General features: G+C 67.2%; 32 protein-coding genes and 2 tRNA genes. 12 read left to right on the forward strand and 22 right to left on the reverse strand.

The features are described from left to right. Positions 1–138: 138 nt before the first annotated feature. The 11 genes from ABWV23_RS05650 to ABWV23_RS05700 form a co-directional block, all read right to left on the reverse strand. Positions 139–213: transfer RNA gene (locus ABWV23_RS05650), tRNA-Phe, on the reverse strand. An 83-nt stretch (positions 214–296) separates the two neighbouring features. Further along, positions 297–479 (reverse strand): DNA gyrase inhibitor YacG, encoded by a 183-nt coding sequence (locus ABWV23_RS05655; RefSeq protein ID WP_353345840.1) that lies wholly within the window; start codon positions 477–479, stop codon positions 297–299. Beyond that, positions 476–1501, reverse strand: coding sequence for a ribonuclease E/G (locus ABWV23_RS05660; protein WP_353345842.1), 1026 nt, complete (start codon positions 1499–1501; stop codon positions 476–478). The genes ABWV23_RS05655 and ABWV23_RS05660 overlap by 4 nt, the downstream gene beginning before the upstream one ends. Next, positions 1498–2076 carry a Maf family protein gene (locus ABWV23_RS05665; RefSeq protein WP_353345844.1) on the reverse strand — a complete coding sequence of 193 codons (579 nt, stop codon included), beginning with the start codon at positions 2074–2076 and terminating at the stop codon, positions 1498–1500. Before ABWV23_RS05665 ends, ABWV23_RS05660 begins: the two co-directional genes overlap by 4 nt. Before the next feature lie 45 nt (positions 2077–2121). After that, entirely contained in the window at positions 2122–2340 is a 219-nt protein-coding gene (gene infA / locus ABWV23_RS05670; protein ID WP_005978431.1) for a translation initiation factor IF-1, read from the reverse strand. A 190-nt stretch (positions 2341–2530) separates the two neighbouring features. Then, positions 2531–2989, reverse strand: a complete 459-nt coding sequence (locus ABWV23_RS05675; RefSeq protein ID WP_353345846.1) for an arsenate-mycothiol transferase ArsC — start codon at positions 2987–2989, stop codon at positions 2531–2533. 2 nt (positions 2990–2991) lie between these two features. Further along, positions 2992–3471, reverse strand: coding sequence for a UPF0262 family protein (locus ABWV23_RS05680; RefSeq protein WP_353345848.1), 480 nt, complete (start codon positions 3469–3471; stop codon positions 2992–2994). A gap of 7 nt (positions 3472–3478) precedes the next feature. Continuing rightward, positions 3479–4780 (reverse strand): histidinol dehydrogenase, encoded by a 1302-nt coding sequence (gene hisD / locus ABWV23_RS05685; RefSeq protein ID WP_353345850.1) that lies wholly within the window; start codon positions 4778–4780, stop codon positions 3479–3481. Positions 4781–4891: 111 nt separating this feature from the next. After that, complete coding sequence (locus ABWV23_RS05690; RefSeq protein ID WP_353345852.1) at positions 4892–5362, reverse strand: DUF2948 family protein; 471 nt, start codon at positions 5360–5362, stop codon at positions 4892–4894. Continuing rightward, positions 5362–6627, reverse strand: a complete 1266-nt coding sequence (gene murA / locus ABWV23_RS05695) for a UDP-N-acetylglucosamine 1-carboxyvinyltransferase (RefSeq protein ID WP_353345854.1) — start codon at positions 6625–6627, stop codon at positions 5362–5364. Before murA ends, ABWV23_RS05690 begins: the two co-directional genes overlap by 1 nt. A 5-nt stretch (positions 6628–6632) precedes the next feature. After that, entirely contained in the window at positions 6633–6803 is a 171-nt protein-coding gene (locus ABWV23_RS05700) for a hypothetical protein (protein ID WP_353345856.1), read from the reverse strand. Between the two features lie 236 nt (positions 6804–7039). On the opposite strand from ABWV23_RS05700, the gene ABWV23_RS05705 reads away from it, so the two are divergent. After that, a complete protein-coding gene (locus tag ABWV23_RS05705; protein WP_353345858.1) occupies positions 7040–8953 on the forward strand; it encodes a laminin B domain-containing protein in 1914 nt (637 codons plus the stop codon). Positions 8954–9103: 150 nt separating this feature from the next. Continuing rightward, positions 9104–9178 (forward strand) — tRNA-Thr (locus ABWV23_RS05710). A 310-nt stretch (positions 9179–9488) separates the two neighbouring features. Here the strand turns inward: ABWV23_RS05710 and ubiV are convergent. The 5 genes from ubiV to ABWV23_RS05735 all read right to left on the reverse strand — a co-directional run bounded on the left by ubiV (position 9489) and on the right by ABWV23_RS05735 (position 13173). Further along, positions 9489–10406 (reverse strand): ubiquinone anaerobic biosynthesis protein UbiV, encoded by a 918-nt coding sequence (gene ubiV, locus ABWV23_RS05715; protein ID WP_353345860.1) that lies wholly within the window; start codon positions 10404–10406, stop codon positions 9489–9491. 5 nt (positions 10407–10411) lie between these two features. After that, positions 10412–11413 carry a ubiquinone anaerobic biosynthesis protein UbiU gene (gene ubiU, locus ABWV23_RS05720; RefSeq protein ID WP_353345862.1) on the reverse strand — a complete coding sequence of 334 codons (1002 nt, stop codon included), beginning with the start codon at positions 11411–11413 and terminating at the stop codon, positions 10412–10414. Further along, complete coding sequence (gene ubiT, locus ABWV23_RS05725) at positions 11410–11940, reverse strand: ubiquinone anaerobic biosynthesis accessory factor UbiT (RefSeq protein ID WP_353345864.1); 531 nt, start codon at positions 11938–11940, stop codon at positions 11410–11412. The genes ubiU and ubiT overlap by 4 nt, the downstream gene beginning before the upstream one ends. Next, positions 11937–12638, reverse strand: a complete 702-nt coding sequence (locus ABWV23_RS05730) for a 5-formyltetrahydrofolate cyclo-ligase (RefSeq protein ID WP_353345866.1) — start codon at positions 12636–12638, stop codon at positions 11937–11939. Before ABWV23_RS05730 ends, ubiT begins: the two co-directional genes overlap by 4 nt. A gap of 76 nt (positions 12639–12714) precedes the next feature. Continuing rightward, on the reverse strand, positions 12715–13173 hold the full coding sequence (locus tag ABWV23_RS05735) for a group III truncated hemoglobin (protein WP_353345868.1): 459 nt from the start codon (positions 13171–13173) through the stop codon (positions 12715–12717). 89 nt (positions 13174–13262) lie between these two features. On the opposite strand from ABWV23_RS05735, the gene ABWV23_RS05740 reads away from it, so the two are divergent. From ABWV23_RS05740 to ABWV23_RS05760, 5 genes are all read left to right on the forward strand, one after another. Further along, a complete protein-coding gene (locus tag ABWV23_RS05740; RefSeq protein WP_353345870.1) occupies positions 13263–13679 on the forward strand; it encodes an RrF2 family transcriptional regulator in 417 nt (138 codons plus the stop codon). Between the two features lie 25 nt (positions 13680–13704). After that, positions 13705–13992 carry a DUF6522 family protein gene (locus ABWV23_RS05745; protein WP_353345872.1) on the forward strand — a complete coding sequence of 96 codons (288 nt, stop codon included), beginning with the start codon at positions 13705–13707 and terminating at the stop codon, positions 13990–13992. Positions 13993–14140: 148 nt separating this feature from the next. Continuing rightward, the gene (locus ABWV23_RS05750) at positions 14141–14503 is read left to right on the forward strand and encodes a glycine zipper family protein (protein WP_353345874.1); all 363 of its coding nucleotides are present in this window, start codon (positions 14141–14143) and stop codon (positions 14501–14503) included. Positions 14504–14517: 14 nt separating this feature from the next. Beyond that, positions 14518–14895, forward strand: coding sequence for a hypothetical protein (locus ABWV23_RS05755; protein WP_353345876.1), 378 nt, complete (start codon positions 14518–14520; stop codon positions 14893–14895). A gap of 31 nt (positions 14896–14926) precedes the next feature. Beyond that, positions 14927–15781 carry an SDR family oxidoreductase gene (locus ABWV23_RS05760; RefSeq protein ID WP_353345878.1) on the forward strand — a complete coding sequence of 285 codons (855 nt, stop codon included), beginning with the start codon at positions 14927–14929 and terminating at the stop codon, positions 15779–15781. Here the strand turns inward: ABWV23_RS05760 and ABWV23_RS05765 are convergent. Next, positions 15778–16812 (reverse strand): AraC family transcriptional regulator, encoded by a 1035-nt coding sequence (locus ABWV23_RS05765; protein ID WP_353345880.1) that lies wholly within the window; start codon positions 16810–16812, stop codon positions 15778–15780. The two genes, ABWV23_RS05760 and ABWV23_RS05765, sit on opposite strands and share 4 nt — an antisense overlap. 122 nt (positions 16813–16934) lie before the next feature. Here ABWV23_RS05765 and ABWV23_RS05770 point away from each other — a divergent pair, with 122 nt between their 5' ends. After that, the gene (locus tag ABWV23_RS05770; protein WP_353345882.1) at positions 16935–17594 is read left to right on the forward strand and encodes a hypothetical protein; all 660 of its coding nucleotides are present in this window, start codon (positions 16935–16937) and stop codon (positions 17592–17594) included. A 46-nt stretch (positions 17595–17640) separates the two neighbouring features. On the opposite strand, the gene ABWV23_RS05775 is transcribed toward ABWV23_RS05770, so the two are convergent. From ABWV23_RS05775 to ABWV23_RS05795, 5 genes are all read right to left on the reverse strand, one after another. Then, the gene (locus ABWV23_RS05775; RefSeq protein ID WP_353345884.1) at positions 17641–18069 is read right to left on the reverse strand and encodes a glyoxalase superfamily protein; all 429 of its coding nucleotides are present in this window, start codon (positions 18067–18069) and stop codon (positions 17641–17643) included. Next, a complete protein-coding gene (locus ABWV23_RS05780) occupies positions 18066–19445 on the reverse strand; it encodes an MATE family efflux transporter (protein WP_353345886.1) in 1380 nt (459 codons plus the stop codon). Before ABWV23_RS05780 ends, ABWV23_RS05775 begins: the two co-directional genes overlap by 4 nt. A 382-nt stretch (positions 19446–19827) precedes the next feature. Then, positions 19828–20313 (reverse strand): flavodoxin family protein, encoded by a 486-nt coding sequence (locus ABWV23_RS05785; protein WP_353345888.1) that lies wholly within the window; start codon positions 20311–20313, stop codon positions 19828–19830. A gap of 350 nt (positions 20314–20663) precedes the next feature. Next, entirely contained in the window at positions 20664–22127 is a 1464-nt protein-coding gene (locus ABWV23_RS05790) for a D-alanyl-D-alanine carboxypeptidase family protein (RefSeq protein WP_502901601.1), read from the reverse strand. A gap of 237 nt (positions 22128–22364) precedes the next feature. Continuing rightward, entirely contained in the window at positions 22365–23072 is a 708-nt protein-coding gene (locus tag ABWV23_RS05795; protein ID WP_353345890.1) for an HAD family hydrolase, read from the reverse strand. 99 nt (positions 23073–23171) lie between these two features. Here ABWV23_RS05795 and clpS point away from each other — a divergent pair, with 99 nt between their 5' ends. The 4 genes from clpS (at position 23172) to hemF (ending at position 26502) form a co-directional block, all read left to right on the forward strand. Continuing rightward, the gene (gene clpS, locus ABWV23_RS05800; RefSeq protein ID WP_353345892.1) at positions 23172–23513 is read left to right on the forward strand and encodes an ATP-dependent Clp protease adapter ClpS; all 342 of its coding nucleotides are present in this window, start codon (positions 23172–23174) and stop codon (positions 23511–23513) included. Between the two features lie 9 nt (positions 23514–23522). After that, positions 23523–24533 carry a class I SAM-dependent methyltransferase gene (locus tag ABWV23_RS05805; protein WP_353345894.1) on the forward strand — a complete coding sequence of 337 codons (1011 nt, stop codon included), beginning with the start codon at positions 23523–23525 and terminating at the stop codon, positions 24531–24533. Positions 24534–24584: 51 nt separating this feature from the next. Further along, positions 24585–25388, forward strand: a complete 804-nt coding sequence (locus tag ABWV23_RS05810; RefSeq protein ID WP_353345896.1) for an SDR family NAD(P)-dependent oxidoreductase — start codon at positions 24585–24587, stop codon at positions 25386–25388. Positions 25389–25608: 220 nt separating this feature from the next. After that, the gene (gene hemF, locus ABWV23_RS05815; protein WP_353345898.1) at positions 25609–26502 is read left to right on the forward strand and encodes an oxygen-dependent coproporphyrinogen oxidase; all 894 of its coding nucleotides are present in this window, start codon (positions 25609–25611) and stop codon (positions 26500–26502) included. Positions 26503–26506 lie beyond the last annotated feature (4 nt).

Consider the following 26506-nt stretch of genomic DNA (forward strand, 5'->3'; position numbering starts at 1 on the left):
ACGCCCAACTGAAGCCCTCGTGCGGCCCTACTGGGTAGGTAGGCGATAGCGCGTCCCCAGTACGTCCCCATTAAGGAAAATAACATTCTCTACGCGCTGATGCCTCGAAAATACTTCAATCATTTCAGCTGCTTGAAGTGGTGCCCGGGGGCGGAATCGAACCACCGACACGAGGATTTTCAATCCACTGCTCTACCCCTGAGCTACCCGGGCACGGGAAAGGCGCTGGCCTTTGGGTGGGGGCGTTCTAGGCATTCCTCGAACGGGTGTCCAGAGGCATTTTGGCCTTTGTGACGCTAATGTGGGCGCATGGCTCCGGCCTCGATCTGTTCGACCGCGTTTTCAAGGTCTTCGGGGTCGTCGGAGGGCACCGCATAGGCCCCGGTCAGCCAGTTGCCCAGGTCGATATCGGCGCAGCGTTTCGAGCAGAACGGGCGATAGGCAGGATCGGTTTTCGCCTTGCAGACCGGGCAACTCATGCCAGCACCTCGTGCAGCGGCGCGCGCCCGCGCTTGCGCTGCAGCTCGTAGTGGCCAAGCGGGGTCCAGCCGGCCAGCGCGGTCTCCTCGGGGTCGGCACGGAACGCCGCGCGCAGGGCACTCTCGAAGGTGCGCCGGTCCTTCTTGGGCATCGGCGCCAGGTCGATCGTGATCTGGCCGCCCAGCCCCCGCAGGCGCAACTGGCGCGGCAACTCTCGAGCGGCAGCGATATTGGCCTTGAGCCCGGCGGCGAGCGAGGTATCGGCGCCGGTATTCACATCGACCGCCACCAGCGCCCGGGTCGGTTCGACGAAGATGTAAGCGCCCCCCGAGAGCGGCGCGCGCGGCGATTTCAGCGTCTCCATCAAGTCGAGCACGCCGTGACGGTCGAAGCCGCCCGGATCGGTCTCGACCTGCGCCGGCTCCGACCAGTCGCGCCAGGCCAGCAGGTGCGGCCCGTCGCCCTCGGTCAGTTTCTCGGCGGCGCCGTCCCGATCCGCCAGCACCGCATCGGCCAGCGCCAGCATGGCGTCCACGTCCTCAGCGATCTCGTCGGCATCGGCGCCGGCGCAGGCCGAGCGCAGGATGAGGCCATGGGCGCTGTCGTCGGCGACCTCGGTACCGGCCGCGGCGAGGATGCGGATGCGCTCCTCCTCGTCGTGGATGCGACGCGACAGGTTGATCCCCGGTGCCTCGGGGGTGGCGATGGCATAGCGGCTCTTGAACAAGAGCTTGGTGGTCACCGGGATCGCCTTGCCCGGCTCGGCATAGCCGGTGACCTGCACCAAGAGCGCCTGGCCCGGCGCGATTCCCTTGACCTGGCGCAGGTAGGCATTGCCGTCCGGGGTGTCGAGGAACAGGCCTCCCTGCCCCTTCATCGGGCGTCGCGCGATGGCGCGGTAGATCGCGCCGGGGCGCGGGGCGTCGCTGTCGATCAGCAGATCCTCCAGCCGCCCATCAACAAGAAGCGCCGCCGCCTCGCGGTCACCGATATGGTCCAGGATGATCTGACGGCCCTTCATCTGTCTTCTCCGTAAACGGGGTATCCTGCCGCCTGCAGCAGCGTGGCGGTTTCGGCGAGCGGCAGGCCGACGATCCCGGTGAAGGATCCGCTGATCCAGGGGATCAGCGCACCGGCGGGCCCCTGGATGCCATAGCCGCCGGCCTTGCCCTGCCAGTCGCCGCAGGCGAGATAGGCGGCGATGTCAGGCTCGGACAGGCGTTTCATGCGCACCGCGCTGACCACGTCGCGCTCCCACAACCGGTCGCCGCGCCGCACCGCCACGGCGGTGATCACCCGGTGACGCCGCCCCGACAGAAGCCGCAGAAAGCGTTCGGCCTCGTCCCTGTCGGCCGGTTTGCCAAGGATGCGGCGGCCCAACGCCACGGTGGTATCGGCACAGAGCACGATCTCATCCGCTGCGGCATTGATCGCCTGCGCCTTTTCGCGCGCCACGCGGGCGGCATAGGGGCGAGGTGGTTCGTCCTTGTGGGGGTCTTCGTCGATATCGGCCGGGCGGATCTCGTCCGGCACGACATGGATCTGCGCCAGCAACTCGCGCCGGCGCGGGCTGGCTGAGCCCAGGATCAGTTTCATCTCACGGGCCCTCGCGCATATGCTGCCGCGCCGGGGGCGCGGGTCTTACTTGAAGCGATAGTTGATCCGACCCTTGGTCAGATCATAGGGGGTCATCTCGACCTGCACCTTGTCGCCGGCAAGGACACGGATGCGGTTCTTGCGCATCTTGCCTGCCGTATGCGCGATGATCTCATGGCCGTTTTCCAGCTCGACCCTGAATGTCGCGTTCGGCAGGAGTTCCTTCACGACACCGGGAAATTCGAGCGTATCTTCCTTGGCCATGTTCTCTCCATAGTGGTTTCAGCCGCGCATTTGCGGACCGTGCGCTTAGATGATCCCTTTCCCCCGGATTTTCAAGGCTGCTTGCGACCGAACCGTACAATTTGTGGCGGATATCCCCCGAAACACCGGGCCACACCCCCGCTTTCGGGGCACGTCATGGTGCAAGACCCCCCGAATCCGCGACCTCGGGTCAGGGGTCTTCCCGGGGCGGTCCCCATTTCTCGACCAGCTTGGCGATGATCTGGTCCCGAGTCTGGCGGTAGGCCTCCAGTTTCTCGGCCCGGGTGTTGCCCAGCCCGGTGGGATCGAGAATCGGCCAGTACTCGACCTCGAGGTGAAAGAACCGGGTCAGGTCCAGCGCCCGGCGCTGGCTGGCGGGCGAGAGCGACACAACCAGGTCAAAGGAGCTGAGGTCGTCGCCCCATTGCTCCATGTCCTCGAACGAGCGGCTGCGGTGCCGCGAAAGCTCCACGTCGATCTCCTGGCTGACCGCGATGGCGAACCCGTCGATCTCCAGGTCGCTCCTGACACCGGCCGACTGCACGTAGGAGGACATGCCATAGAACTTCTTCATGATCCCCTCGGCCATCGGCGACCGGCAGGAATTATGATCGCAGCAGAACAGGATCGACTGCGGCAGCGGTTCCATGGTTACGCCCCGAAGTGAAGGACGCAGATCAGCGTGAACAGGCGCCGCGCGGTGTCCTCGTCGACCTCGGCCTTGCCTTCCAGCCGTTCCTTGAGGACCCGGCTGCCTTCGTTGTGAATGCCGCGTCGCGCCATGTCGATGGTCTCGATCTGGCTGGGCGGCATGGTCTTGACCGCGTTGTAATAGGATTCGCAGATCTGGAAGTAGTCCTTGACCACCTGGCGGAACGGGCCAAGCGACAGGTGAAACTCCGCCGCCTTCTGCGCGTCCTCGGTGTCGATGTCGAAGACCAGCCGCTTGTCGCGGATCGACAGCGTCACGCGATAGGGGCCCTCGGGCACCGCGCGGCCCTCCCGCCGGGGCAGGGTAAAGCTGTTCTGTTCCAGAAGGTCGAACATGGCGACCTTGCGTTCCTGTTCGATCTCGGGCGTCGGCGGGGGCAGCCCCGCGTCGTCCAGCGCGATATCCACGATATGTGACATGGGCCGCCTACCTGTTCAGTTGATCCAGACGCGCACGCACCGACAGGCCGTGCGCCTCGAGGCTTTCGGATTGCGCCAGCCGTTCGGCGCCGGGGCCGATGGCGCGCAGCGCCTCGGGGGTCATCCGGGCCAGGGTCGTACGCTTGAGGAAATCCATCACGCTGAGGCCGGAGGAAAACCGCGCCGAGCGCGCCGTGGGCAGCACGTGGTTCGGCCCGCCGACATAATCGCCGATGGCCTCGGGCGTGTACTGGCCCAGGAAGATCGCCCCGGCGTGAACGCATTTTTCGGCCAGCCCCTCGGGGTCGGCCACGCAAAGCTCGAGGTGTTCGGGCGCGATGCGGTTGGACAGCGCCGCCGCCTCGTCCAGATCGCGCACGGTGATCACGGCGCCGAAATCGCGCCAGCTTGCCCCGGCGATGGCGCGGCGTTCCAGCGTTTCAAGGCGCTTGTCCACCGCAGCGGCCACCCGTTGGCCAAAGGCCGCGTCGTCGGTGATCAGCAGAGACTGCGCGCTTTCGTCGTGTTCGGCCTGGCTCATCAGGTCGAGCGCGATCCAGTCGGGATCGTTGTCCTTGTCGGCGATCACCAGGATCTCAGACGGGCCGGCGATCATATCGATGCCCACCTTGCCGAACACCCGCCGCTTGGCCGCCGCGACAAAGGCATTGCCGGGGCCGGTGATCTTGTCGACCGGCTGAATCGTGTCGGTGCCATAGGCCAGCGCCGCGATCGCCTGCGCGCCGCCGATGCGATAGATCTCATCCACCCCGGCGAGATGCGCCGCCAGCAGCACCAGCGGGTTGACCTGGCCATCCGGCGTCGGCACCGCGACGGCAAGTCGCCCGACCCCCGCCACCTTGGCCGGCACCGCGTTCATCAGCACCGACGACGGGTAGGACGCCAGCCCGCCCGGCACGTAGAGACCGGCGGCAGAGACCGGCGTCCAGCGCCAGCCCAGCGTGGCCCCCTCGGGATCGGTCCAGCGGGCATCCTCGGGCATCTGCCGCACGTGATAGGCACGGATGCGTTCGGCGGCCAGTTCCAGCGCCTCACGCTCCTTTGCCTGGACGGTTTCGATCGCTGCGGCGATCTCCCCGGGCGTGAAGGCCAGTGTTTCGGGCGTCAGCTCCAGCCGGTCGAATTTCGCGGTCAGCTCGATCACCGCCGCATCGCCACGGGCGCGCACATCGGCGATGATCGCGGCCACGGTGTCGTCGACATCGGGGCTGTCCTCGCGCTTGGCGGCGAGCAGCGCGGCGAAGGCAGGGGCGAAATCGGCGTCTTTGGTGTCGAGGAAAACGGGCATCAGGGGGTCTCCGGGTCTGGTCCCTGCACATATCCGCAGGCGGGGCGGGGCTCAAGCCCGCACAGGCCGGCACGCCCCCTGCCCCGAACCGGGGGGCGAACGGAACACTGCTCAGTCAGAATGCGAAGGCGTCCGACCCGAAGGGGCGCGATAAGGGCGGGTGACATCCTTGAGCGTGACGCCAAGGGCCTCGACCTCCAGCCGGATCGCGCCATCGCCGGCCAGCGTCAGGAGGATATGCCCGGTGCCGTCCTCGCCCGGTTCGAAATCGACCGAAAGCAGCGACAGGATGGTATCGGCGTCGCGGTGCGGCACGCCTTGGCTGGCGACCCTCAGAACCTCATCCACCACCAGAAGCGACCGGACCCGTTCCGGTCCGTGCCTCTCGCCGCCCTTGTCCTCCCAGCGGAAGCGGTTGAGCAGGATGGCGAAACGCCGCCCGGCCGGGGTCCAGGACATGTCGGCGGCGACAAAGACGGCGTCCTGCACCAGCGCCGAAATCACCTTGAGATCCTCGGCATCCAGTGCGCCCAGGTTCAGCGGCGCTTCGCCGCCCTCTTCGAATGTGGCATCTTGGCTCATCAGTCCTGGATCCGTTCGATTCTCGCGCCCACGGCCTGCAGTTTGCGCTCCACGTTCTCATAGCCGCGGTCCAGATGATAGACACGGTTGACCACGGTTTCGCCCTCGGCGGCGAGCGCGGCCAGGATCAGCGAGACGCTGGCGCGCAGGTCGGTCGCCATCACCGGCGCGCCCTTGAGCTGTTCGACCCCGGTGACGGTGGCGGTGCCGCCGTGCACCTCGATACTGGCCCCCATCCGCATCAGTTCCGGCGCATGCATGAACCGATTCTCGAAGATGGTCTCTTCCAACACGCTGACCCCCTCGGCGGTGCACAACAGCGCCATCATCTGCGCCTGCAGGTCGGTGGGAAACCCGGGGAAGGGTTCGGTGGTGACATCCACCGCGTTGACCCGGCCATTGCGGCGGGCGACCTTCAGCCCCTTGTCGGTCTCTTCGACGGCGATGCCGGCGGCGTCCAGTTTCTCGCAAAAGGCGCCGACAAGGTCGATCCGCCCGCCCAGCAACTCGACCTCGCCGCCGGCAATGGCGGGGGCCAGCATGTAGGTGCCCAGTTCGATCCGGTCGGTCACCACCGGGTGCGTCGCCCCATGCAGCCGGTCGACCCCCTGGATGGTGATCTCCGGGGTGCCGTCACCCTCGATCTGCGCGCCCATCTTCCGCAGGCAGGAGGCCAGGTCGACGATCTCGGGCTCGCGCGCGGCGTTTTTCAGAACCGTCGTGCCCTTGGCCAGCGTCGCGGCCATCATCACGTTCTCGGTCGCGCCCACCGAGGCAAAGGAAAATTCGATCACCGCGCCCTTGAGCCCGCCCGGCGCCTTGGCATGCAGATAACCGTCCTTGAGTTCGATCTCGGCGCCCAGCGCCTCCAGCCCGAAAATATGCAGGTCCATCGGCCGCGCCCCGATGGCACAGCCGCCGGGCAGCGACACCACCGCGTGACCCAACCGGGCCAGCATCGGCCCCAACACGAGGTTCGAGGCCCGCATCTTGCGCACGATGTCATAGTCGGCGACGTGGTTGTTGATGTCATGGCTCGACATCGCCAGCACCTGCCCGTCCTGCAGGTCGCTCACCTCGGCGCCCAACGATTGCAGCAGCGCCGTCATGGTGCGGATGTCGGACAGCCGCGGCGCATTGGTCAGCGTCAGCGGTTCCTCGCTCAGCAGGGTCGCGGGCATCAGTGTCAGGCAGGCGTTCTTCGCCCCCGCAATGGGGATCTGGCCGGCAAGCGGCCCGTTTCCCGTGACCAGTATCGAATCCATCTGCCCTAACCCTCGTTCTTGTCCGTCGCACCCGCGTCCTCACCCGGCCTACCCTCGGCGCGGGCGCGCGCCTGCGCCTTGCGCTTGGCCATATTGGCCTTGAGCGCGGCCTTGAGCCGGTCTTCCCGACCCGCCGCCGGGGTCGTCTTGTCTGTCTGTTTCGGTCTGCGTGCCATGGGTCACCTCTACAGCAGCCCCCGCGCCTGGTCCAGATTGAGCGGCGCCCTTAAGGGCGCGGCCGGCGCAAATCGCGGGGTGGGCGCAATTGACGCATATCAACAAAAAAATTCTGAAATTCGAATATAATTATTCTTGTCAGGTACGGGGAAGCCGACGCCACCTGACAGGCCGGATTTCCGGCCCCGTTTCCGGCAATGACGCCCTGACGGACATCACCATTGGGAAATGAAATATGACAAAAAGTACTTTCAAAACCGACTTGGAGGGGTGGACCACCACCAACGACACGCAGCTTTTCGACGCTGTCGATGGCGATCCCGCCGGCAGTTTGCGCGGCATCGAGAAGGGCAACGATACTTGGTATTTTCTGGCCCCCGATGCCTATCTGGGCGACCAGTCCGATTATTATGGTGGTTCGATCAGTTTCGACATGAAGCAGGACACCACCGCCAACCAGTTCAGTGATATCGACATCATTCTCACCGGCGGCGGGATGGATCTGGTTCTGGACATAGGCGACAACCCGGGCACCGACTGGACCTCCTACTCGGCCAATCTGTCACTGGGCGGCGGCTGGCGGATCGACAGCCTGTCCGGCTCGGTGGCGAGCGAGGCGCAGATCCAGTCGGTTCTGGCCGATCTCGAATCGCTCTCTGTCCGTGGCGAGTTCGTCAACGGCAACACGGACGATGCCAGCAACCTCGATAATTTCTCGATGGTCAAGGAACCGGCGACGCCGCCCGAGTACATCGGCGTGAAGATCGATTCTACCTTTGACACCGGGCTGGACGGCTGGTCCTTCGTTGCCGACGTCAAGGCCTTCGATTGGGTCGATACCGGCGGCAACCCCGGCGGTTATGTCGAGGCGGTCGACTATGCCACCGGCGCCGTATGGTATTTCGTGGCGCCCGAGAAATACCTCGGCGACAAATCGGCCTATGCCGGCGGCGAGCTGGAGTTCGACCTCAAGCAATCCTCGCTCAGCAGCCAATTCGACGACGAGGATGTGGTGATCACCGGCGGTGGCAAGACCATCGCGCTCAGCACCGAGGACAACCCCGGGCTCGACTGGACCCATTATGCGGTCTCGCTGGACACGGACAGCGACTGGCGGCTGGGGTCGATATCGGGCGAAGCGGCGAGTCAGGCCGATATCGACGCGGTTCTCGCCGATGTGACCAGCCTGTGGATTCGCGGCGAATACGTGAATGGTGCGGACACCGGCGGGCTGGACAATGTCCGGCTGAGCCCCGACCCCTCGGCGGTCCGGGTCCTGTCCGACACCACGCTGGGGGAGTTGCTGTCGAACCACGACACGCTGTCGGATGCGCTGGCAGCGACCGAGGGTGGCAACGTGGTGCAGATCAACAAGGCCACCGCGGTGACCGAGGACAGCTATACGGTCGCCGACAACGGGCTGACCGTGACCTCGAACCGGGCCATCGGCGCCGAACTCAAGCTTGACGGGGTGACCAGCCTGACGTTGTCAGGTGACAATGACCTCGACGCAACCGGCAACACCCGGAAAAACACGCTGATCGGATCGGATGGCGACAACACGCTCACCGGGCGGGGCGGGCGCGACGTGCTGACCGGCGGCGACGGTGACGACCACCTCCTGGGGGGCAACAAGGCCGACAAGCTGTTCGGCAACAAGGGCGCCGACAGCCTGTTCGGCGAGAACGGCAACGACACGCTGAAGGGCGGCAACGGCAGGGACCTGCTCGACGGCGGCCTCCACAACGACCTGCTGCTGGGTGGAAACCTTGGCGACAAGCTGCTCGGCAACAAGGGCGCCGACGAGCTTTTCGGCCAGAATGGAGCCGACAAGCTCAAGGGCGGTAACGGCGGGGATCTGCTGGACGGTGGGGCCGGAAACGACAAGCTCTACGGCGGGATTGGCGACGATACGTTCCAGTTCTCGGACGGGTCCGGCCTCGACACTCTCTTCGATTTCGAGGCATCGAACGATGACGAAAAGATCGACCTGTCCGGCATGACCGCGATCACCGGTTTCACCGATCTGGTGAACAACCACATGACCAAGGACGGGGCCGACGTTGTGATCGACGCCACCGGCGGCGATGTCATCACCTTGGCGGGGGTCCAACTGGCGAACCTGGACACGGTCGACTTCCTGTTCTGAGCCGCGCCGGAATCGCCATCGGGCGGCCCCTCGCGGGGGGCCGCCCAGTTGTCCTTGGCCCCCAGCCGCAGGGCAGCGAGGGCTCATCGAAAAAATTCCGAAGAAGCGCTTGCGCCCCTCGGATTTTGCGTCTAACTAGCCGCCCACGGCGCTGCTGTAGCTCAGAGGTAGAGCACTCCCTTGGTAAGGGAGAGGTCGAGAGTTCAATTCTCTCCAGCAGCACCATTTTCGGTCGGCTTTATAACCACGACACGCATCTCGCCCGCACGAGATCACTGTTTGACCCGCCTCTGCGGCCCCCCCCCGGACTGTTGACAAAGCCCTTGGTAAAGCGATTGTTTTCGTTCCACCAATAGGGGGAAAGATCCTCGCCGCGCCCTGCGGCCCGGCGAAGCTGGCCAGTTCCGATCCGTTGTTGCGCGCAGGCCGAAAAGGCAGCGGACCGAAACGGCACGGTCACCGATAGAGAGCGCGACGCGAGATCACGCCCCCACTGCATCGGTCGAGGCCCGAAGATCGCCCCGCCATGTCCCTGTCAGGTCGATGCCCGGGCCGTTCCCTCGATGCGGCGATATCCGGCGGCGCCGAAATAGAACCCGTTGCTGAGGCTGGTTTCGCCGCAAAGCGCACGCAGCCGCGCGTCGGCCTCACCGACCGCACAGGCGCCGTCGAGAACATCACGAAACGCCCAGGCCACCTCAACCATATCCACCGCCTGCGGCATCAGTCGCAGGTGGCTCACGCCCATCGTCTTGATTGCCTCGGTCTCGGGCAACAGATCGACATAGCTTTCCGACAGGGTCTGAATCCCGTTCACCCGCAGGATCGGATGATCATCGCGGGTGGACAGGGGCATCCCGTCCGGGTCGTTCTCGCAGACGAACTGGCAGTTGTCCTTGGTCCGGCCATGGGCGCGCGCGTGATAGCAACGCGCCGAGACCGCCAGCGGGGCACGGCCAAAGACCTGCATCTCCACCCCCAGCCCCAGATCGCGCGCCGCCCGTGCCGCCACCGCCACCGCCTCGCGCGGAAGCTCGACCGGCAGGGTGACATGGGTCGCCCCCTGCCCCGCCATCCAGGCGATGGTGGCCTCGTTATAGGCGTTCAGGAACGGCCCGACCCGGTGCGGACGCCTTTCGCGCGCGAACAGCCCCGCCGCGTTGTTGATTTCGACCTCCGGGCTGTCCATCCCGGCGAGATCCGCCGTGGCCTTACGTTCCCGCGCCAGCATCACCTCGGCCAGAGACGAGACGATCACCGTCTTGCCGGCCCGCTCCAGCCGTTCGATCGTGGCGGGCAGATCGGCCTCGTGAAAGGGCGCCCGCTTGGAGCAGATCACCTCGCCGAGGTACACCTCGTCGACCGGGGCCTCGTCGGCGATGCGGGCATAGAAATCGCGCCGCTCGTCGCGGCTCCAGTGATAGGCAATCGGCCCGAGTGTGAGGTTTTCCATGTCCGTTACCGCCATTTCTTGGTCTCGAAGGCGCCCTGGGTCTGTTTCTGGCCCTCGGTCAACGCCACGAGGTCGTCGATATTCGCCTTGCGCCCGGCGCGGATGTCGTCCACCGCGCGGCGAAACGCCGAGACGACGCTGCGCACATAGGCCTTGGAGCGTTGCCGCCCCTCGATCTTGAAGGCATGCACGCCGGCGTCGATCAGCTCGGGAAGCAGGCGCGACAGGTTCAGGCTGACCGGCTCCTCGAAGGCGTAATAGCCCTCGGGCCGGTGCGGGGCGGTGTAGCGCCCCTTGCAGATGGTGGGATAGCCGGCCTTTTCCTCGGGGCCGAAACGGTCGATGGTGAACCCGCCAAGGCAGCTCGACATCTCTCCCGTGGCCTCGTCGCGGATGTATTCCACGTCGGAGGCGGGCGAGCAGACCCCGTCCATGTTGGTCGACTGGCCGGTGAGGTAATTGGTCAGGCTGCACCGCCCTTCGACCATCAGCCCGTGATTGCCAAAGATGAAGGTCTCGATCTCGCAGGGGATGTCCTGCCGAATCTTGCGGATCTCGGGGATCGTCAGGATGCGCGGCAGAACCACGCGTTTTACCCCGAAGTTCTGCACGTAGTAACGGATCGCCTCGGGGCTGGAGGCGGCCGCCTGCACCGACAGGTGCAATCGGACGCCCGGGTGGGTGCGCGCGATATAGTCGGCCACCCCCATGTCGGCGACGATGAAGGCATCCACCCCGAACCGCGCCCCTGTATCGGCCGCCTGTCGCCACAGGTCCACCTTGCCCGCCGGCGGATAGGTGTTGAGCGCCAGCAGCACCTTGGTGCCGCGCGCATGGGCATAGGCCACCGCCGCCTCCAACTCCTCGGGGGTGAAGTTCAGCCCCGGGAAGTTGCGCGCGTTGGTGGCGTCCTGGAACCCGCAATAGACGGCATCGGCCCCCGCATCGACAGCGGTGCGCAAGGCCGCCGGGGTTCCGGCCGGGCAGATCAGTTCGGCAAGGCTCATCCTTCACCTCTTGGCATGGCATCATCGGAATACTTGCGGCGCAGCCGCGCCAGGATCGCGCGGCCGGGCGGGCCGAACATCGCCGCCGTTTCCTCGGCGATGGAGCCGTCCACGTCGTCCAGCGCGTTGCGCAGGCGCACCACCGCCTCGGTATCGCCGGTGATCTCCAAGGCGCGCGAGAAAAAGGCGGCGTCGCCGTCCTCCTCGGAATCGAGCAGTTCCAGCAGCATCAGGAACCGGCCGCGGATGGTCGCCCCGGCCTCGGGCAGCGCATCTCGGGACACGGCGCGAAACAACAGCGCCTTTGGGTCGGGACGCAGATGCAGCGCAAAGGGCAGTTCGACCGGGTCGATCACGAAATCGGTGCCCTGATGCGGCCCCAGCCGCGCGAAAAGCGAGCTGTGGCGCGCCGCGACACGGCGAACGACCCGGCCAAGGATCGGCTGGGCCAGGGCGGCGGCAAGGCGCGCGAACGCGCCCGTTCCGGGCGGTCGGGGCGGCAGCACCACCCCTTGATCGACGGTCATGAGCGGCTCTCCTCCGGGAACTGGACCCCCGCCTCGGTCACGATGGTGGCGAGCGGGATGTCATGGGGTTGCGGGTAGATCGAGGCAAGGCGCGCCGCCTGCAGACCGATCCCGATGGTGAACGGGCATGGCGCACAACCCGCCAGCGTGCGGTCGAAATAGCCGCCGCCATAGCCCAGGCGATACCCTTGCCCGTCCCAGCCCATCAGCGGCGCCAGCATGATATCGGGAAACAGCGGATCGGCCTCGGGCGGCGGCACCGGGATGTTCCAGTCGCCGCGCACCATCTTCGTGTCCGGGGTCCAGCGGCGAAACGCCAACGGCGCGGATTTGACCTCGACCACCGGCAGAGCGACGATGACCCCGGCGGCATGCCATTCGCCCATCAGCGGGCGCAGGTCCGGCTCTCCCTTGATCGGCCAATAGGCGGACAGAACCCTGCCCCGCAGCGAGCCGAACCGCGCCTCGAGCAGGTCGCGCAGGTGGCCGGACAGCACCTCTCCCACCCTGCGCCGGGTCTCGACGCTCAGCGCCTGCCGCGCGGCGCGCAACCGCGCCCGCTCGGCTCGGCGCCAGCGTGCCACGTCGCGGGCTTGTGCGGGGTCCACTGCCAACGGGTCGAAATAATCCGGCGCGACCTCTCCCGCCATGCAGGGGGGAGAGGCATAACCGCCGGTCCCGTCGTGATCTTGTGTCATTCCCGTCCTCCTCGCATCCCGGGCGTGCCCGCCGCATCGCCGGCGGGCCTGGCGCGGGCCATTTCCGCGTGCCGTCTCACCGCAGAACCGGCGTCGTGGCACCGTCTGCCCTCCCCGCGTCCTCGACCGCCATGTGCAGGGATCGCGCGATGCGCTCGGCGGCCTGGATCACGTGGCGCGCGCCCTCGGGCGGGCAGACCTCCTGCGCGGTCTCGCGGAACAACATCAGCCAACGATCGAAATGCGCCCATGTCACCGGCAGCCGCGCATGGGCCGGAACCGGCGCCCCGTGATAGCGTCCGGTCATCAGCGCCACCGAGGACCAGAAAGCCACCATGCGCTCCAGGTGCGGTCCCCAATCGGTGATCCGCGCCTCGAAGATCGGCCCCAGCATGGCATCGCCGCGCACCTTGCCGTAAAATCGGTGCACGAGGTCGGCGAGCATCGCCTCGTCAAGGCCCGTCCGCGCCATCAGCGCGGCCGTCACGTCCGGTCGGGCCGAGGCGATACGCGGTGTCATGTCGGAACGGTTCATCAAGGCACTCCCGGATTCGCGCTTGAAATCCTGCGTATCGCCGCTAATAAGTATTGTAAATACCCATTCAAAAGGATCCCCCTGCGATCATGCGCCTCACCTCTTTCACCGACTACGGGCTGCGTATGCTGATGCGCATGGCCAGCGCACCGGAGCGCGCCTTTTCCACCGCCGAACTGGCGGAGGAGTTCCAGCTGTCGCGCAACCATCTGGCCAAGATCATGCAGCGCCTGTCGCGTGCGGGGTTCATTGAAACGCGCCGGGGCGGCGGCGGCGGGGCCATCCTGGCGCGCCCGGCCGAAGAGATCCGCCTCGGATCGGTGGTCCGGCTGCTGGAGCAGGATCAACCGCTGGTCGAATGCCTTGGCGCGGACGGGGGAAATTGCGTCATCGACGGACAATGCCGGCTCAAGGTGCGGTTCCGCAGCGCCGAGGCCGCGTTCCTGGCCGACCTCGACCGCTCGACCCTGGCCGATGTCGCCTTGAGCCCGGCACCAACGGCATGACCCGAGAAGACAGGAGGACCGACCGATGACAACAATCGAACGCGACGGCGACGGGTTCGCAGTGGATGCAACCCTGCTGGCCGAGGCACTGGGGCTGACGCCGGCACAGGTCAAGGAGCGGATGCGCGATGGCCGGATCACCTCGCGCTGCGAAGCGGGCGTGGACGAGGACAAGGGCCGCTGGCGCCTGACCTTTCACCACGGGTCGAAAGCCTGCCGGTTCATCGTCGATGACAGCGGCCACCTGCTGACCCGTGCCAGCTTTCCCGTGCGCCCGCGCGGGGCGGCGCAAAAGAAAGACGACGACCGCTAAGCGCCGGGGCGCGCGCCCCTCCCCGCCCCCGCAACGCGGACGTTTGAAACCAACGGTCAACCCCTTGGCACCGGCGGTCATGTCCGGATCGCCCCGAGCGGCCTAGACCGGCCTTCGACACATCAACACCCTGTCGAGGCAAAACCCCATGAAACCCGCTTCCCTTCTTCTCGCCACCCTGATCGGCCTTGGCGCCTGTGCCGACAGCGGCGCGCGCCATGCCCCCATTCTCGACGGCCCGGAAACCGCCGCCTACCGAGCCGACCTTTCCGCCTGCCAGACGCTCGCCAAGACCCAGCGCCAGTTCGACCAGGAAACACTGGGCGCGGCGGTGCTCGGCGCCGGTCTCGGCGCGGCCCTGGGCGCGGCGGAGGATGAAGCCACCGCCGGCGAAGGCGCCGCGGTCGGGCTGATCGGTGGTGGTCTGGCCGGCGCGGTCAACACCAGCGACCGACGCCAGGCCATCGTCATCCAGTGCCTGCGCGGGCGCGGCCACCGCGTCGTCGGCTGACCGGGGGCGGGGCAATGACACTCACCACGCTTGCCGCGCTCGGGTTTGCCGGGCTTGCCGGGTTTGCCGCCCTGGTCCAGCTCGCCTTGATCGCAGGCGCCCCCTGGGGCGCGCTGACCTTGGCCGGGCGCTGGCCCGGGGCCCTGCCGATGCGGCTGCGCCCCGTCGCGGCGCTTCAGGCCGCCTTGCAGATGGCGATGGCGACGGCGGTCCTGGTCGAGGCGGGCCTCGTCGCGCTTCGCCTGCCGGGTTGGTGCATCTGGGCCAGCCTGATCCTGACCGGGGTATCGGTGGGCCTGCACCTCGTGACCCCTTCGGCGGCGGAACGGCGGCTGTGGCTGCCGATCCTCTGCCTGATGATGATCTGCGGCGGGATCGTGATCATCGCCTGACACGCCGCCCGAAGCCTGAGAGGATCAAGACATGAAAACCGTTCTCATCGCCGGCGCGACCGGATACCTCGGGCGCCACCTTGTCCGCACCTATGTCGAGCGCCGCTGGCATGTCCGGGCGCTGGTCCGTGATGCCCGCCGCGCCGAGGCGTCGGGCCTTATCGCGCATGAGCTGATCGAGGCCGAAGCGACCCGCCCCGAAACCCTCACCGGGGTGATGGAGGGGGTCGACCTGGTGGTCTCCAGCCTCGGGATCACCCGCCAGAAGGACGGGCTGAGCTATCGCGACGTGGATTACCAGGCCAACCGCAACCTGCTGGAGCGGGCCTTGGGGGCCGGCGTCGAGCGCTTTGCCTATATCCACGTGCTGGGCGCCGAGAGCATGCGACACGTACCGCTGGTGGCGGCAAAACAGGCCTTCGTCGACGCATTGCAGGCAGCGCCGATCCCTTCCACCGTCATCGCGCCGTCGGGCTATTTCTCGGACATGGCGGATTTCCTGAGCATGGCGCGCGCCGGGCGCGTCTGGCTGTTCGGCAAGGGAGAGCATCGGCTGAACCCGATCCACGGGGCCGACCTTGCCGAGGCGGTGGCCGAGGCGGTCGCGACCGGGAAACCCCGCGTCGATGTCGGCGGCCCCGACGTGCTGAGCCAGAACGACTTGGCGCGGCTGGCCTTCGAGAGCCTCGGGAAAGAGCCGCGGATCACCCACCTGCCCGATGCGCTGCGCCGGCTCGCGTTGGCCGTCCTGCCCCGGGTCACGCCGCGCCACATCCACGGCCCGGCACAGTTCTTCCTTACCGCGATGGGCCGCGACATGGTCGGCACGCCCTGCGGCACCCACCACCTGATCGACGACTTCCGCGCGGCGGCAAAGACCGCCTAGGGGGCAACCCTGCGCCCGTGCCGGCTGCGAAACTCGGCCGGGGTCTGGCCGGTCCAGCGCCGGAACGCGCGGACAAAGGACGAGGCTTCGGAGAACCCCACCAGATAGGCGGTCTCGTTCACCGAGACCTTGCGCGCGGTGAGATAGTCCGAGGCCATCCGGCAGCGCAGGTCGTCCAGCAACGCGGCGAAGGTCACCCCCTCCTGCTTCAGGCGACGATAGAGGGTCTGTCGGCTCATCCCCATCTCGGTGGCCACTGCCTCGACCGAGACCTCGCCCTTGTGCAGGACCGGCAAAAGGTACGCCTCGACCCGGGCGCGCAGGCTGTCCTGCCGGTCCAGTTCCGCCAGCAGCGCGTCGGCCTTGTCGGTAAAGACACCGAAGACGTAGGCGATGTGGTTGTCGAACGCCTGCTCCAGCCAGTCCGCCGCGATCAGCATGGCGTTGCGGGGCGCGCCAAAGGTGACCGGACAGCGCCACAGCGCCCCATACTCCTCCGCGTAATCCGGTGCCGCATGGGTGACCTCGACCGCCAGCGCAAAGGGGCGGCCGGGAAACTCGCGCGCGAACTCGCCGATGAATCGGCCAAAGCCACCCTCGGTCAGCTCGGGAAACCCGTTGGGATCCGGCCGGTTGTCGATGATCCAGACGCCGTCGCGGGTAAGCTCGGTGCCGAACCGCTCCTGCCCGTCCATCACGTCCACCTCGACCATCAGCTTGCCATAGCGGTTGAGCTGCGACAGCGCCTCGCCCACGGTGCGGCAGGAATGCACGATCAGCCCGACCACCGAGATCGCGGCGATCTGCGTGTCCATCTCGTGATGCAGCACGAAGGCGGGATCGCCGGTGGCGGCCTTGGCGTGCAGGGTCAAGCTCTGGAACCGGTCGAGCGGAACACGCGCATCCTGATCGGTCAGGTCAACCGCCTCCAAACCCGCAGCCGCCAGAAGCGCGGCGCGATCGGCGCCCTTCCGGGCGGCATAGTCTGCAAAGCTCCGCGCAAGGCCGGCGGCGACGGTCAGGTGCTTCATGCACGGTATTTACGGTGCGCTGGCACGATCTGGCAATAGAGTGTCACCCCCGGTCATCGCCCGCCCCGCCCGGCGTCGGTATTCGGCACGGCAGTGGAAACACCCCATGAAAGGATCGAAACATGACCCGTCTTGGCGCGCTCGCGGCACTGCTGTGCGGATCAACCTATGTCTTTGGGTTTGCCATCATGGCCACCGTTCTGGGTGGCACCGGCTATGGCGCAAGCGCCGCCGACCCGGGCGTGATCGTGGGTTTTCTGGCCACGCATCACGGGCTGATGTCGGTCTGGACCCTGACCATCTACGTGGTGAACGGGCTGGCGCTGGCAGCGCTGGCCATCGCCTTGGGCGCGGTGATGCAAACCGACGCCCCGACCCTCGCGCCGCTGGTACGCGGATTCGGTCTGCTCTGGGCGACACTGGTCGTCGCCGCCGGGCTGGTCGGCAATGTCGGGTTGACCGAGGTGGTGCGACTGCAATCCATCGCCCCGGAGGAGGCAGCGCGACTTTGGCAGCTCGTGCACATTGTCGAAACCGGGCTGGGCGGTGGCAACGAGATCGCCGGTGGGGTCTGGGCCCTTCTCGTCGCGGGCGCGGCGCGGGCCTCGGGGCTGTTGCCCGGCCCGCTGCCCTGGTTCGGCGGATTGGTGGGGGTGAGTGGGCTGCTCACCCTGCTGCCCGTGTTCACCGATGGCGCGGGGGTGGTGTTCGGCCTTGGCTACGTGGTCTGGTTCTTCTGGCTCGCGGCAGCTCTCTCTCGCGCCCCGGCCAAGGGATACTGACAGCCGATCCGCAGCCGACGGCGCTGCGCCCGGAGGCGCAGCGCCGTCAGATATCAATCTCCAGATGCGGCACCCCGTCCGAGGTGCGTTCACGCGACACCCCGGACGGGCCGATCACACCCCGGATCCGTTTGCGGAAATTCGAGAAGCTGTCGAAGGTCACCACGTCGACGGCCTCATCCAGATCCAACTCCAGCCGATACCAACCGGGGCGCGGCATCTCGACCCCGATCACGGTTGCCTCGAACGGCTGGCCCAGGTAGCGCCCGCGCACCCGCCCGCCGGGCGTGAACCCCTCGGGCGGACGGTTGCCGATCGCGGCGTGAAAGGTGTTCCAGTCCCGGAACCCGTGCTGCTGGGCCAGAAGCTCCAGCGATTTGGCATGGGCGATCTCGGTGCCCTCGGCGCGCAGCCGGTCGCGCAGGCGGCGGGCCTGGGCCTTGGCCTCGGCGAGGGTGGGAAGCTGCGTACTCATGCTTGGATCTCCTTGATTTCGCGCAAGGTTTTCGGACCCCGCGCGGCTTGGAACAAGACGGCAGCGGTCAGCAGGGCCAACATCCCCTCGGCCGCCGGGCCCGCCCACCAGATCGCCGTCGCCCCGAACAGGCCCGGCAGCGCAAAGGTCAGCGGCAGCGCGAACAGATAGGGTTTGGACAACCCCAGCAACGCCGCGCGCGGCGCGTCCCCGACCGCCTGAAAATGCGACGCCACCATGACCAGAGGACCGGACAGGACATAAAGCGTAACCATCACCGGCATGATCGCCGCGACCTCGGCGATGACGCGCGCATCGGAAACGAACATGGCGCCGATCCCGCCCGCGAAAAGGGTGGCGATCCCCTGGACCGCCGCGCAGAACAGCAGCGCCACCCCCACCGCGAAAATGAGGCTGCCGCGCACCCGGCGCTCGTTCCCCGCGCCGAGGTTGTTGCCAATGATCGTCTGCATCGCCTGCGCCAGCCCGAGAACCGGCAGGATCGCGAAGGTCAGCGACCGGGTGACGATCCCGTAAGCCGTTACGGTGGTTTCATAATCCGGTGTCCCGACCCATTGCAGCGCGACCAGGACCGCCGATGAGACCAGCGCCACCCCGACGAAGTTCAGGCTCTGCGGTGCGCCCAGCGCCAGCAGGCCGCCCCAGCCGGACAGGTTAACCCGCCGCAGCGCCGCCAGCGGGTGCAGCACGGTTCCAACACGACTGCGATACCGTGTGACGAGGGCCAGCGCCACCGCCTGCGCCAGCACCGTGCCATAGGCCGAACCGGCGACTCCGAGGTCGAAGACCGCGATCAGCAGGTAGTCGAAGCCGATGTTGCCGAGCGAGACCAGCAGGCTGGCTGCCGCCATGAAACCGACTCGCCCCTCGCTGCGCAGCGCGTCGGTGTTCACCGACAACACGAACATCACCGGCGAGAAGATCACCAGGATTTGAAGGTAGGTTTCCCCCATGGAAACAAGGGGTTCCGAGCCACCGGCGATCAGCTTGACAAGTGGCCCGCCCAGCAAGACATAGGCCAGGACGAGCGCCGCCCCGGTGGTGATCGCCAGCCAATGGGCGCTGGCGTAAACGCGGCGCGCGTCGGTGTAACGATGGGCACCGAGGTGGCGGGCGAGAGGGCTGGCCATGCCGGTGGCGACGAGGGTGGCGAGGGCGACGATCAGCATGTAGAGCGGGAACATCAACGTCACCGCCCCCAGCGCCGCCGCGCCGACGTAGTGGCCCAGGAACAGCGCATCGACCACGGTCATCAGGCCGTTCATGCCCATCACCAAGATGACGGGCAGCGCGGTGCGCGCGAAGATGACGGGTAAAGGCCCGTCAACAAAGGGATTTTTCGATAGATCAGACATCTCACTGCAGTCCTCATGCGCGAGTCTCGTCAGTCTGGATGGGTCCCGCATTACCACCCGCGCGAGACGCGGAGAGGGTTTTACAGCGTTGGTCTCATGCAGCACTTCACCAAGAGTCATGCGACTCCGCGGGAGGCGGGCGGCTGCGGCCGCGCCCCGGATAGACCCGAGGGCGGCGCCGCGTCAAGCCCCCCTGGATATGCAGTTTGGGGAATCCGGGGGGCGTTTCGTACGATCCGCCCCCCGCCGAAACCGGCCCGAAACCCCGGTTCGGGGGATTTTCGGCCGGTTTTGTACGATCTTCGCTGCCAGCGGGTAAACGGGCCACGGCGCGCGGCGGGTTAACCCCCTGCTAACCACCTCGGGCGAGGGTGCCCCATGCTCAGAACACGCCCAGGGAGAGACCGGCGGCCAGTGCCGCGCCCAACTCGCGGCAGCGGGCCAGCTCGGGGTCGGGGATGGTCTTGTCGGCCAGGATCGCATCGGGGGTCTGGGCATGGGTGCAGACGATCAGCGGCGGCTGCACCGCCCGCAACCGCCAGCCGGTGGCGATCCGCGCCGCCTGCCGCGCCGCCCCCTCGCCATCGGAGCCGGCACAGATCATCAGCGCATAGGGGCGCCCCTCGATCCGGCCCAGAACGGGGTAGTAGCAGCGATCGAAAAACTCCTTCATCGCGCCCGAGAGCGCGGCGAGGTTCTCTGGCCCGCAAAAGAGATAGCCCTGCGCACGCAAAAGGTCCTCCGGCCCGGCGTCCTCGGCGGGCAGCAGGACACAGTCACCCTCTGCCCGCGCGGCCCCGGCGGCGGCCTCGGCCATCTGCCGGCTGCCGCCGGTACGGGAATGGTAGACGATCAGAAGCTGGGCCATGGGGAGGGGTGTAGCGCGGGAGGGGGAGCGGCGGCAATGCCCCACCCCGCCCGAATAGCGCCGCAGGCGCCGGGCGAGCGACGGCCTCTCGGCGATTGCAGGCAATCGCCTGTCGGCAGGGCATTGCAAAGCAATGCCCGAGAGACCGTTCCGTCGCACCAAAGGTGCGCCGCCTATTGATCGGCACGCCTCTGGCGTGACGGGCTGGCGCTCTGGATATCTTGCGCGTCGATCACAGGGAGGAGGTATTTGGCGACAATAAAGCGCGTTGCACGACCGTTGCGGCGCCATCCCACGGGCCGCCGCGCGCCCGGGCGCGCGGGGGGATAGTGCCCGCCGCCGGGGTCAGCTCAGGACGACGGGCTGAGCAGGTTGCAGGTGACGTTGCGGGCCTTGAGGCGGCGGCAGGCGAGGTCGGCGGTCTCGGCCGACATGCCCATGAAATTGGCCTCGAAGCCCTGCTTGCTGCGCACCACCTTGCGCAGGGTGCCGTCCAGCGTCTCCATCTCCGCCAGCGCGGTACGCAACAGCGTCTTCTCGGCCTGGTAGCGACTGGTGTAGCGGCCCACGTTGATGCCCCAGTGCAATTCCCCCGAGGTCGAGAGGCGGGTGACGATCTCCTGTTCCTCTTCCTCCGGTGCGGCGGCGCTGACCTGGGTCAGTTCGGCGACCAGATCCTCTGGCCGCAGGGCGGGACGGGGTGCCTCGGCGGGGGCGGCGACATCGGTCGTTCCGGCGGTGGGCGGCGGCGTCTCGGACATCGCCTCGGCCACGGCAGCGGCGATGACCTGGGCGTGGGCGTCGGCCTCGGCGACCAGTACCGCGGTGCCGCCGGTGCGCGCCACCGGCCGGCGGCTTTTGCTGACCGCGCCGCTCACGCGGACCACCCGTCCGGCGGCGCCATCGGCGGCGTTGCCGGCATAGACCGGGCGATTGGGCTTGCGCAGCGGCGCCCGCGACGGCGCCCGGCGGAACCCGAGGTCGAGCAGTTCGGCCACCTTGGCATTGCGCGAGGAGGAGGATTTGCCGCCGAACACCGTGGCGATCACCCGCTCGTTGCCGCGCTGCGCCGAGGCGACCAGATTGAAGCCGGCGGCGCGGGTATAGCCGGTCTTGATCCCGTCGGCGCCCTTGTAGCTGGTCAGCAGCCGGTTGTGCGAGGACACCGTCTTGATCCCCGCGTGGGTCGATTGGCGCGAGAACAGGTTGTAGTACTCGGGGTAATCATACAGCAGGTGACGCCCCAGGATGGTCATGTCGCGGGCGGTGGACAGGTGGCCGCTCGCGGTCAGCCCATGGGCATTCTTGAAGGTGGTCCGGGTCATCCCCAGCGCCTTGGCGGTCCGGGTCATCCTGCGGGCAAAGGCGGCCTCGGAGCCGCTGATCGCCTCGCCGATGGCGGTGGCCGCGTCATTGGCCGATTTCACCGCCGCCGCCCGCACGAGATAGCGCAGCGCGATCTTCTGCCCGGCCCGCAGGCCCAGTTTCGACGGCGGTTCGGCGGCCGCGTTCTGCGACACCCGCACCAGGGTATCCATGGTCATCTCGCCGTTCCGCACCGCCTCGAAGGCGATGTAGAGCGTCATCATCTTGGTCAGCGACGCCGGGTGCAGCCTGGTGTCGGCATTGCGCGAATGCAGCACCTCGCCGGTGCGCGCATCCATCACCATCGCCGCATAGGGCGCGGCGCGCAGCGGCACGGTGGCCATGACGACCAGCAACGCAGCCAAGGCCAGCGCCCAAAGCGATGTGATCTGAGTCGTGAAAAATGGACTCGGCCCGGGACGGGCCGGACGAATGCGCCGAACCTGCACGATATTGCCTCTGTCTGCCTCATGCCTCCGGTTTGCCGGCGGCTCATTGTCGAATTATTACCCTCAGGCTAGCATAGGGAATAATCAAAATAAACCCGCCGGTTGGGAGGTTTTGTTCATTTCGAGCGGTTCGGGTTTTCTAGATCTAGCGGTTGCTCAAAAACCGCCCGCAACACCGGCGAATGGGGCGAAATCATGGCCATGGTCGATGCGGACGGGGGCGGATATCCGCCGACGTCAGTCGGATTCGATCGCCGCCACCAGCCCCGGCAATTCGCCCAGGTCGGCGATGCTGCGATAGCGCGGCGCCTGCTCCGGCGGGTCGGCGTGCTCGATCTCCCAGACCAGCCCGTGCGGCACGTGGACCCCCCAGCCGCCCAGTTCGACCACCGGCACCACGTCCGAGCGCATCGAGTTGCCGGCCATCAGCGCGCGTTCGGCCCCGTCGCCGTGGCGCGCGAAGATCTCGGCGTAGACCTGCGGGGTCTTCTCGGACACGATCTCGACCGCGTCGAACAGATCGCCCAGCCCCGATTGCGCCAGCTTCTGTTCCTGGTGCAGCAGGTCGCCCTTGGTGATCAGCACCACCCGGTGGGTTCCCGCCACCGCCTCGACCGCCGCGCGCGCATGGGGCAGCAGTTCGACCGGATGCGCCAGCAACTCCTGCCCGGCCTCGATCAGGGCGCGGATGGTGCGGGCGGGCACCCGGTCCTCGGTCACCTCGATGGCGGTCTCGATCATCGACAGGGTGAACCCCTTGATGCCATAGCCATAACGCCCGATGTTGCGTTTCTCGGCCGCCAGCAGCCGCTCGGCCAGGTGATCGTGCGGGACATAGTCCGACAGCAACTCGGCAAAGCGTTTCTGGGTCAGGTGAAAGAACCGCTCGTTGTGCCAGAGCGTGTCATCGGCATCGAAGCCCACCGTGGTCAATCTGCGCGTCATCACTTGCTTGTCCGCTATGCCTTTTCTAAACCCGTCAGAGCGTTATATAAGAGCATCGACCCTTCAGCGCACAGACCGCAACCGGATGAGAGCTTCGCGATGCTGCTACAGCCATTGATGATGACCGACAACCCGGATGGCGGGGGCGATGCCTCGACCCTGCTCAAGACACGGCCGAAAACCAAGCGGCCGCCGCTCTACAAGGTGTTGCTGCTCAACGACGACTATACCCCGATGGAATTCGTGGTCCACGTCCTTGAACGGTTCTTCGGCATGACCCACGCCGAGGCCTTCGAGGTGATGCTGACCGTGCACAAGAAGGGACTCGCCGTGGTCGGCGTGTTCAGCCACGAGATCGCCGAGACCAAGGTCGGGCAGGTGATGGATTTTGCCCGGCGGCATCAGCATCCGCTGCAATGCACCATGGAAAAAGAGGAATAGGGAAGCGCAGTGTCCGCGCGCCTGACAACCGCCACCGACCAGGGTGGGCTCGATCTTCCTTCCGAGGGACAGATCCTGGTGCTGCATCCGCGCGCCGGGGCCGACCTGTCGGTGCTGCCGCGCGACCGGGCGGTGCTGGTGCAGCCGTTCCGCCCCGATCATGATTTCCTCGCCGCCAGCGGCTTTTCCAATGTCACATGGTCGGTGCCGCAGGCGCATCGTTTCGCCGCCGCGCTGGTCTGCCTGCCGCGGGCCAAGCCGCTGGCGCGGGCGCTGATCGCCCAGGCCGCCGCCCAGACCGACGGGGTGGTGATCGTCGACGGCGCCAAGACCGAGGGCGCGGACAGCCTGTTGCGGCAGGTCTCGCGGCGGGTGGCGCTCGATGGCTCGCTGTCCAAGGCGCATGGCCGCATCTTCTGGTTCCGCACCGACGTGGAAGGGTTCGACCGCGATGCCTTTTCCGACTGGGTCGCGCCCGAGACGCAGCGCGTCGACGATTTTGTCACCGCGCCCGGCGTGTTCTCGGCCGACGGGATCGACCCGGCGTCGCGGCTCCTGGCCGAGGCGCTGCCGGGGCACCTGGGGGCCCGTGTCGCCGACCTCGGCGCCGGCTGGGGCTATCTCTCGGCGCGGATTCTCAAGGACGACCGCCTCGAATCGCTGGACGTGGTCGAGGCCGACCGCGTCGCGCTCAACTGCGCGATGGAGAATGTCTCCGATCCGCGCGCGCGGTTTCACTGGGTCGATGCGGCGCTGTTCCGCACCACCCGCCCGCTTGACGCGGTGGTGAGCAACCCGCCCTTTCACACCGGCCGCGCCGCCGACCCTGCCCTTGGTCAGAGCTTCATCGAGGCTGCCGCGCGCCTGCTTGGCCCGCACGGGCATCTCTGGATGGTGGCGAACCGGCAACTGCCCTACGAGGCCGCGCTCGCGGCTGCCTTCTCCTCGGTCGAGGAGATCGGCGGCGATGCCCGGTTCAAGCTGCTGCGCGCCGCCAAGCCGCGCCGCCGGCCCGGCTGACCCCATCCCGCACGGCCATTCCGCACGGCCCATCCCGCCAGGAGAGATCCCATGTCCTTTTCCATCGCCGGCAAGACCGCCATCGTCACCGGCGCCGCCAACGGCATCGGCCTCGCCATCGGGCGCCAGTTCGCCGAGAAAGGCGCCAACGTCATGTTCGCCGATATCGACGAGGCCCGCCTCGTCGATGAGCTGGGCAGTCACGCCGAGGACAGCAACGTGCGCTATTTCGCCGGCGACCTGCGCGAACGGCTGACCATCGCCAACCTGCTGTCGGCGACCATCGACGCCTTTGATGGGGTCGACGTGCTGGTCAACGGGGCGCGGCAGGTGATCCCCTCCGACCCGCTGGACCCCGAGGACGACTCGGTGATCGCGCTGCTGAACCAAAACGTGATGCCGGCGATGCGGCTGAGCCAGATGGTCGCCAAGCGGATGATCAAGCAGGCCGAGTCGCGCGAAGAAGGGGCCAGCGCCGGGGCCATCATCAACCTCAGCTCGATCGCCGCGCGCCGCACCCATCCCGACCTGATGGCCTATTCGGTCAGCTCGGCCGCACTCGACCAGCTCACCCGGTCGCTCGCCGTGGCGCTGGCGCCGCACCGCATCCGGGTCAACGCGGTGGCCATCGGTTCGGTGATGAGCGCCTCGCTCAAGTCCACCCTCAAGGAGAACCGCGAGTATCGCCAGGACATCGAGGACCACACGCCGCTGTCGCGCATCGCCGCCCCCAGCGAGTTGGCTGATACCGCGCAGTTCCTTGCCTCGGACGCCGCCGGGTTCATGACCGGCCAGATCCTGACGCTGGACGGCGGCCGCACCCTGCTTGACCCGGTGGCCGCGCCGGCGCACTGACCGCGAGCCCCAGGATCCCGGGTCAGGCCCGGGATGACAAACGGGGGGGCGGACCTGTCACCCCGGACTTGATCCGGGGTCGCCCAGACCGGAGAGATCCCGGGTACGGCCCGGGATGACAGCCCACCTGGACAAGGTCGCATTTCCGGCCAAAGGGGCTGGTCCCCGCCGCTAACCCGGTTAGATTGCCCGCCCAGAACCCCCAGCCGCGAGAGCCCAGATGACCGCACCGCTCGACACCGAAAAAGCCACCGCCGCCGCCTGGTTCCGCGAATTGCGCGACCGTATCGTCGCCGCCTTCGAGGCGCTGGAGGACAGCCACGAAAGCGGCCCGTTTTCCGACGCCGCCCCCGGTCGCTTCGAGGTCACCGAGACCAAGCGCGCCTCGGACGACGGCTCGGACGCCGGCGGCGGGCTGATGAGCGTGATGCGCGGCGGCCGGGTGTTCGAGAAGGTCGGCGTCAACGTCTCGACCGTTCACGGCACGCTTGGCGAACGCGCCCAGGCCGCGATGATGGCGCGCAAGGGGTTGCCGGGGATGGGTGACGACCCGCGCTTCTGGGCCTCGGGCATCTCACTCGTCGCGCATATGCGCAACCCGCATGTGCCAGCGGTGCACATGAACACCCGGATGTTCTGGACCCCGCACGCCTGGTGGTTCGGCGGCGGCTCCGACCTCAACCCCTGCATCGAGTACGATGAGGACACCGCCCATTTCCACGCCACCCAAAAGGCGCATCTCGACCCCCACGGGGCGGCGCATTACCCGCGGCTCAAGGACTGGGCGGACGAGTATTTCTATATCCCCCATCGCAAGCGGGCGCGCGGGGTGGGCGGCATCTTCATGGACGATTACTGCACCGGGGACTGGGCGGCCGATTTCGCCCTGACCCAGGACATCGGTCGCGCCTTCCTGCCCGCCTTCCTGCCGCTGGTGGAGAGACGCCGGGTGCAGGGCTTTTCCGAGGCGGACCGCGACACCCAGCTCATCCATCGCGGCCTCTATGCCGAGTACAACCTGGTCTATGACCGGGGCACCAAGTTCGGGCTGGAGACCGGCCATGACGCCAACGCCGTGCTGATGAGCCTGCCGCCGCTGGCCAAGTGGCCGTGAGGGG

Source organism: Aquicoccus sp. SU-CL01552 (assembly GCF_040365005.1).
GTDB lineage: Bacteria > Pseudomonadota > Alphaproteobacteria > Rhodobacterales > Rhodobacteraceae > Antarcticimicrobium.

Excerpts from the sequence above, each read along its gene's own strand:
- ABWV23_RS05705 (WP_353345858.1), top strand. The coding sequence starts at position 7,040 with ATGACAAAAAGTACTTTCAAAACCGACTTGGAGGGGTGGACCACCACC.
- ABWV23_RS05665 (WP_353345844.1), bottom strand. The coding sequence starts at position 2,076 with ATGAAACTGATCCTGGGCTCAGCCAGCCCGCGCCGGCGCGAGTTGCTG.
- ubiV (WP_353345860.1), bottom strand. The coding sequence starts at position 10,406 with ATGGAAAACCTCACACTCGGGCCGATTGCCTATCACTGGAGCCGCGAC.
- ABWV23_RS05795 (WP_353345890.1), bottom strand. The coding sequence starts at position 23,072 with ATGACGCGCAGATTGACCACGGTGGGCTTCGATGCCGATGACACGCTC.
- ABWV23_RS05740 (WP_353345870.1), top strand. The coding sequence starts at position 13,263 with ATGCGCCTCACCTCTTTCACCGACTACGGGCTGCGTATGCTGATGCGC.
- ABWV23_RS05680 (WP_353345848.1), bottom strand. The coding sequence starts at position 3,471 with ATGTCACATATCGTGGATATCGCGCTGGACGACGCGGGGCTGCCCCCG.
- ABWV23_RS05765 (WP_353345880.1), bottom strand. The coding sequence starts at position 16,812 with ATGAAGCACCTGACCGTCGCCGCCGGCCTTGCGCGGAGCTTTGCAGAC.
- ABWV23_RS05785 (WP_353345888.1), bottom strand. The coding sequence starts at position 20,313 with ATGGCCCAGCTTCTGATCGTCTACCATTCCCGTACCGGCGGCAGCCGG.
- hisD (WP_353345850.1), bottom strand. The coding sequence starts at position 4,780 with ATGCCCGTTTTCCTCGACACCAAAGACGCCGATTTCGCCCCTGCCTTC.
- ubiT (WP_353345864.1), bottom strand. The coding sequence starts at position 11,940 with ATGACCGTCGATCAAGGGGTGGTGCTGCCGCCCCGACCGCCCGGAACG.
- ABWV23_RS05690 (WP_353345852.1), bottom strand. The coding sequence starts at position 5,362 with ATGAGCCAAGATGCCACATTCGAAGAGGGCGGCGAAGCGCCGCTGAAC.
- ABWV23_RS05735 (WP_353345868.1), bottom strand. The coding sequence starts at position 13,173 with ATGAACCGTTCCGACATGACACCGCGTATCGCCTCGGCCCGACCGGAC.
- ABWV23_RS05655 (WP_353345840.1), bottom strand. The coding sequence starts at position 479 with ATGAGTTGCCCGGTCTGCAAGGCGAAAACCGATCCTGCCTATCGCCCG.
- ABWV23_RS05745 (WP_353345872.1), top strand. The coding sequence starts at position 13,705 with ATGACAACAATCGAACGCGACGGCGACGGGTTCGCAGTGGATGCAACC.
- murA (WP_353345854.1), bottom strand. The coding sequence starts at position 6,627 with ATGGATTCGATACTGGTCACGGGAAACGGGCCGCTTGCCGGCCAGATC.
- ubiU (WP_353345862.1), bottom strand. The coding sequence starts at position 11,413 with ATGAGCCTTGCCGAACTGATCTGCCCGGCCGGAACCCCGGCGGCCTTG.
- ABWV23_RS05810 (WP_353345896.1), top strand. The coding sequence starts at position 24,585 with ATGTCCTTTTCCATCGCCGGCAAGACCGCCATCGTCACCGGCGCCGCC.
- ABWV23_RS05750 (WP_353345874.1), top strand. The coding sequence starts at position 14,141 with ATGAAACCCGCTTCCCTTCTTCTCGCCACCCTGATCGGCCTTGGCGCC.
- ABWV23_RS05700 (WP_353345856.1), bottom strand. The coding sequence starts at position 6,803 with ATGGCACGCAGACCGAAACAGACAGACAAGACGACCCCGGCGGCGGGT.
- ABWV23_RS05675 (WP_353345846.1), bottom strand. The coding sequence starts at position 2,989 with ATGGAACCGCTGCCGCAGTCGATCCTGTTCTGCTGCGATCATAATTCC.
- ABWV23_RS05775 (WP_353345884.1), bottom strand. The coding sequence starts at position 18,069 with ATGAGTACGCAGCTTCCCACCCTCGCCGAGGCCAAGGCCCAGGCCCGC.
- ABWV23_RS05760 (WP_353345878.1), top strand. The coding sequence starts at position 14,927 with ATGAAAACCGTTCTCATCGCCGGCGCGACCGGATACCTCGGGCGCCAC.
- ABWV23_RS05780 (WP_353345886.1), bottom strand. The coding sequence starts at position 19,445 with ATGTCTGATCTATCGAAAAATCCCTTTGTTGACGGGCCTTTACCCGTC.
- infA (WP_005978431.1), bottom strand. The coding sequence starts at position 2,340 with ATGGCCAAGGAAGATACGCTCGAATTTCCCGGTGTCGTGAAGGAACTC.
- clpS (WP_353345892.1), top strand. The coding sequence starts at position 23,172 with ATGCTGCTACAGCCATTGATGATGACCGACAACCCGGATGGCGGGGGC.
- ABWV23_RS05770 (WP_353345882.1), top strand. The coding sequence starts at position 16,935 with ATGACCCGTCTTGGCGCGCTCGCGGCACTGCTGTGCGGATCAACCTAT.
- ABWV23_RS05660 (WP_353345842.1), bottom strand. The coding sequence starts at position 1,501 with ATGAAGGGCCGTCAGATCATCCTGGACCATATCGGTGACCGCGAGGCG.
- hemF (WP_353345898.1), top strand. The coding sequence starts at position 25,609 with ATGACCGCACCGCTCGACACCGAAAAAGCCACCGCCGCCGCCTGGTTC.
- ABWV23_RS05755 (WP_353345876.1), top strand. The coding sequence starts at position 14,518 with ATGACACTCACCACGCTTGCCGCGCTCGGGTTTGCCGGGCTTGCCGGG.
- ABWV23_RS05730 (WP_353345866.1), bottom strand. The coding sequence starts at position 12,638 with ATGACACAAGATCACGACGGGACCGGCGGTTATGCCTCTCCCCCCTGC.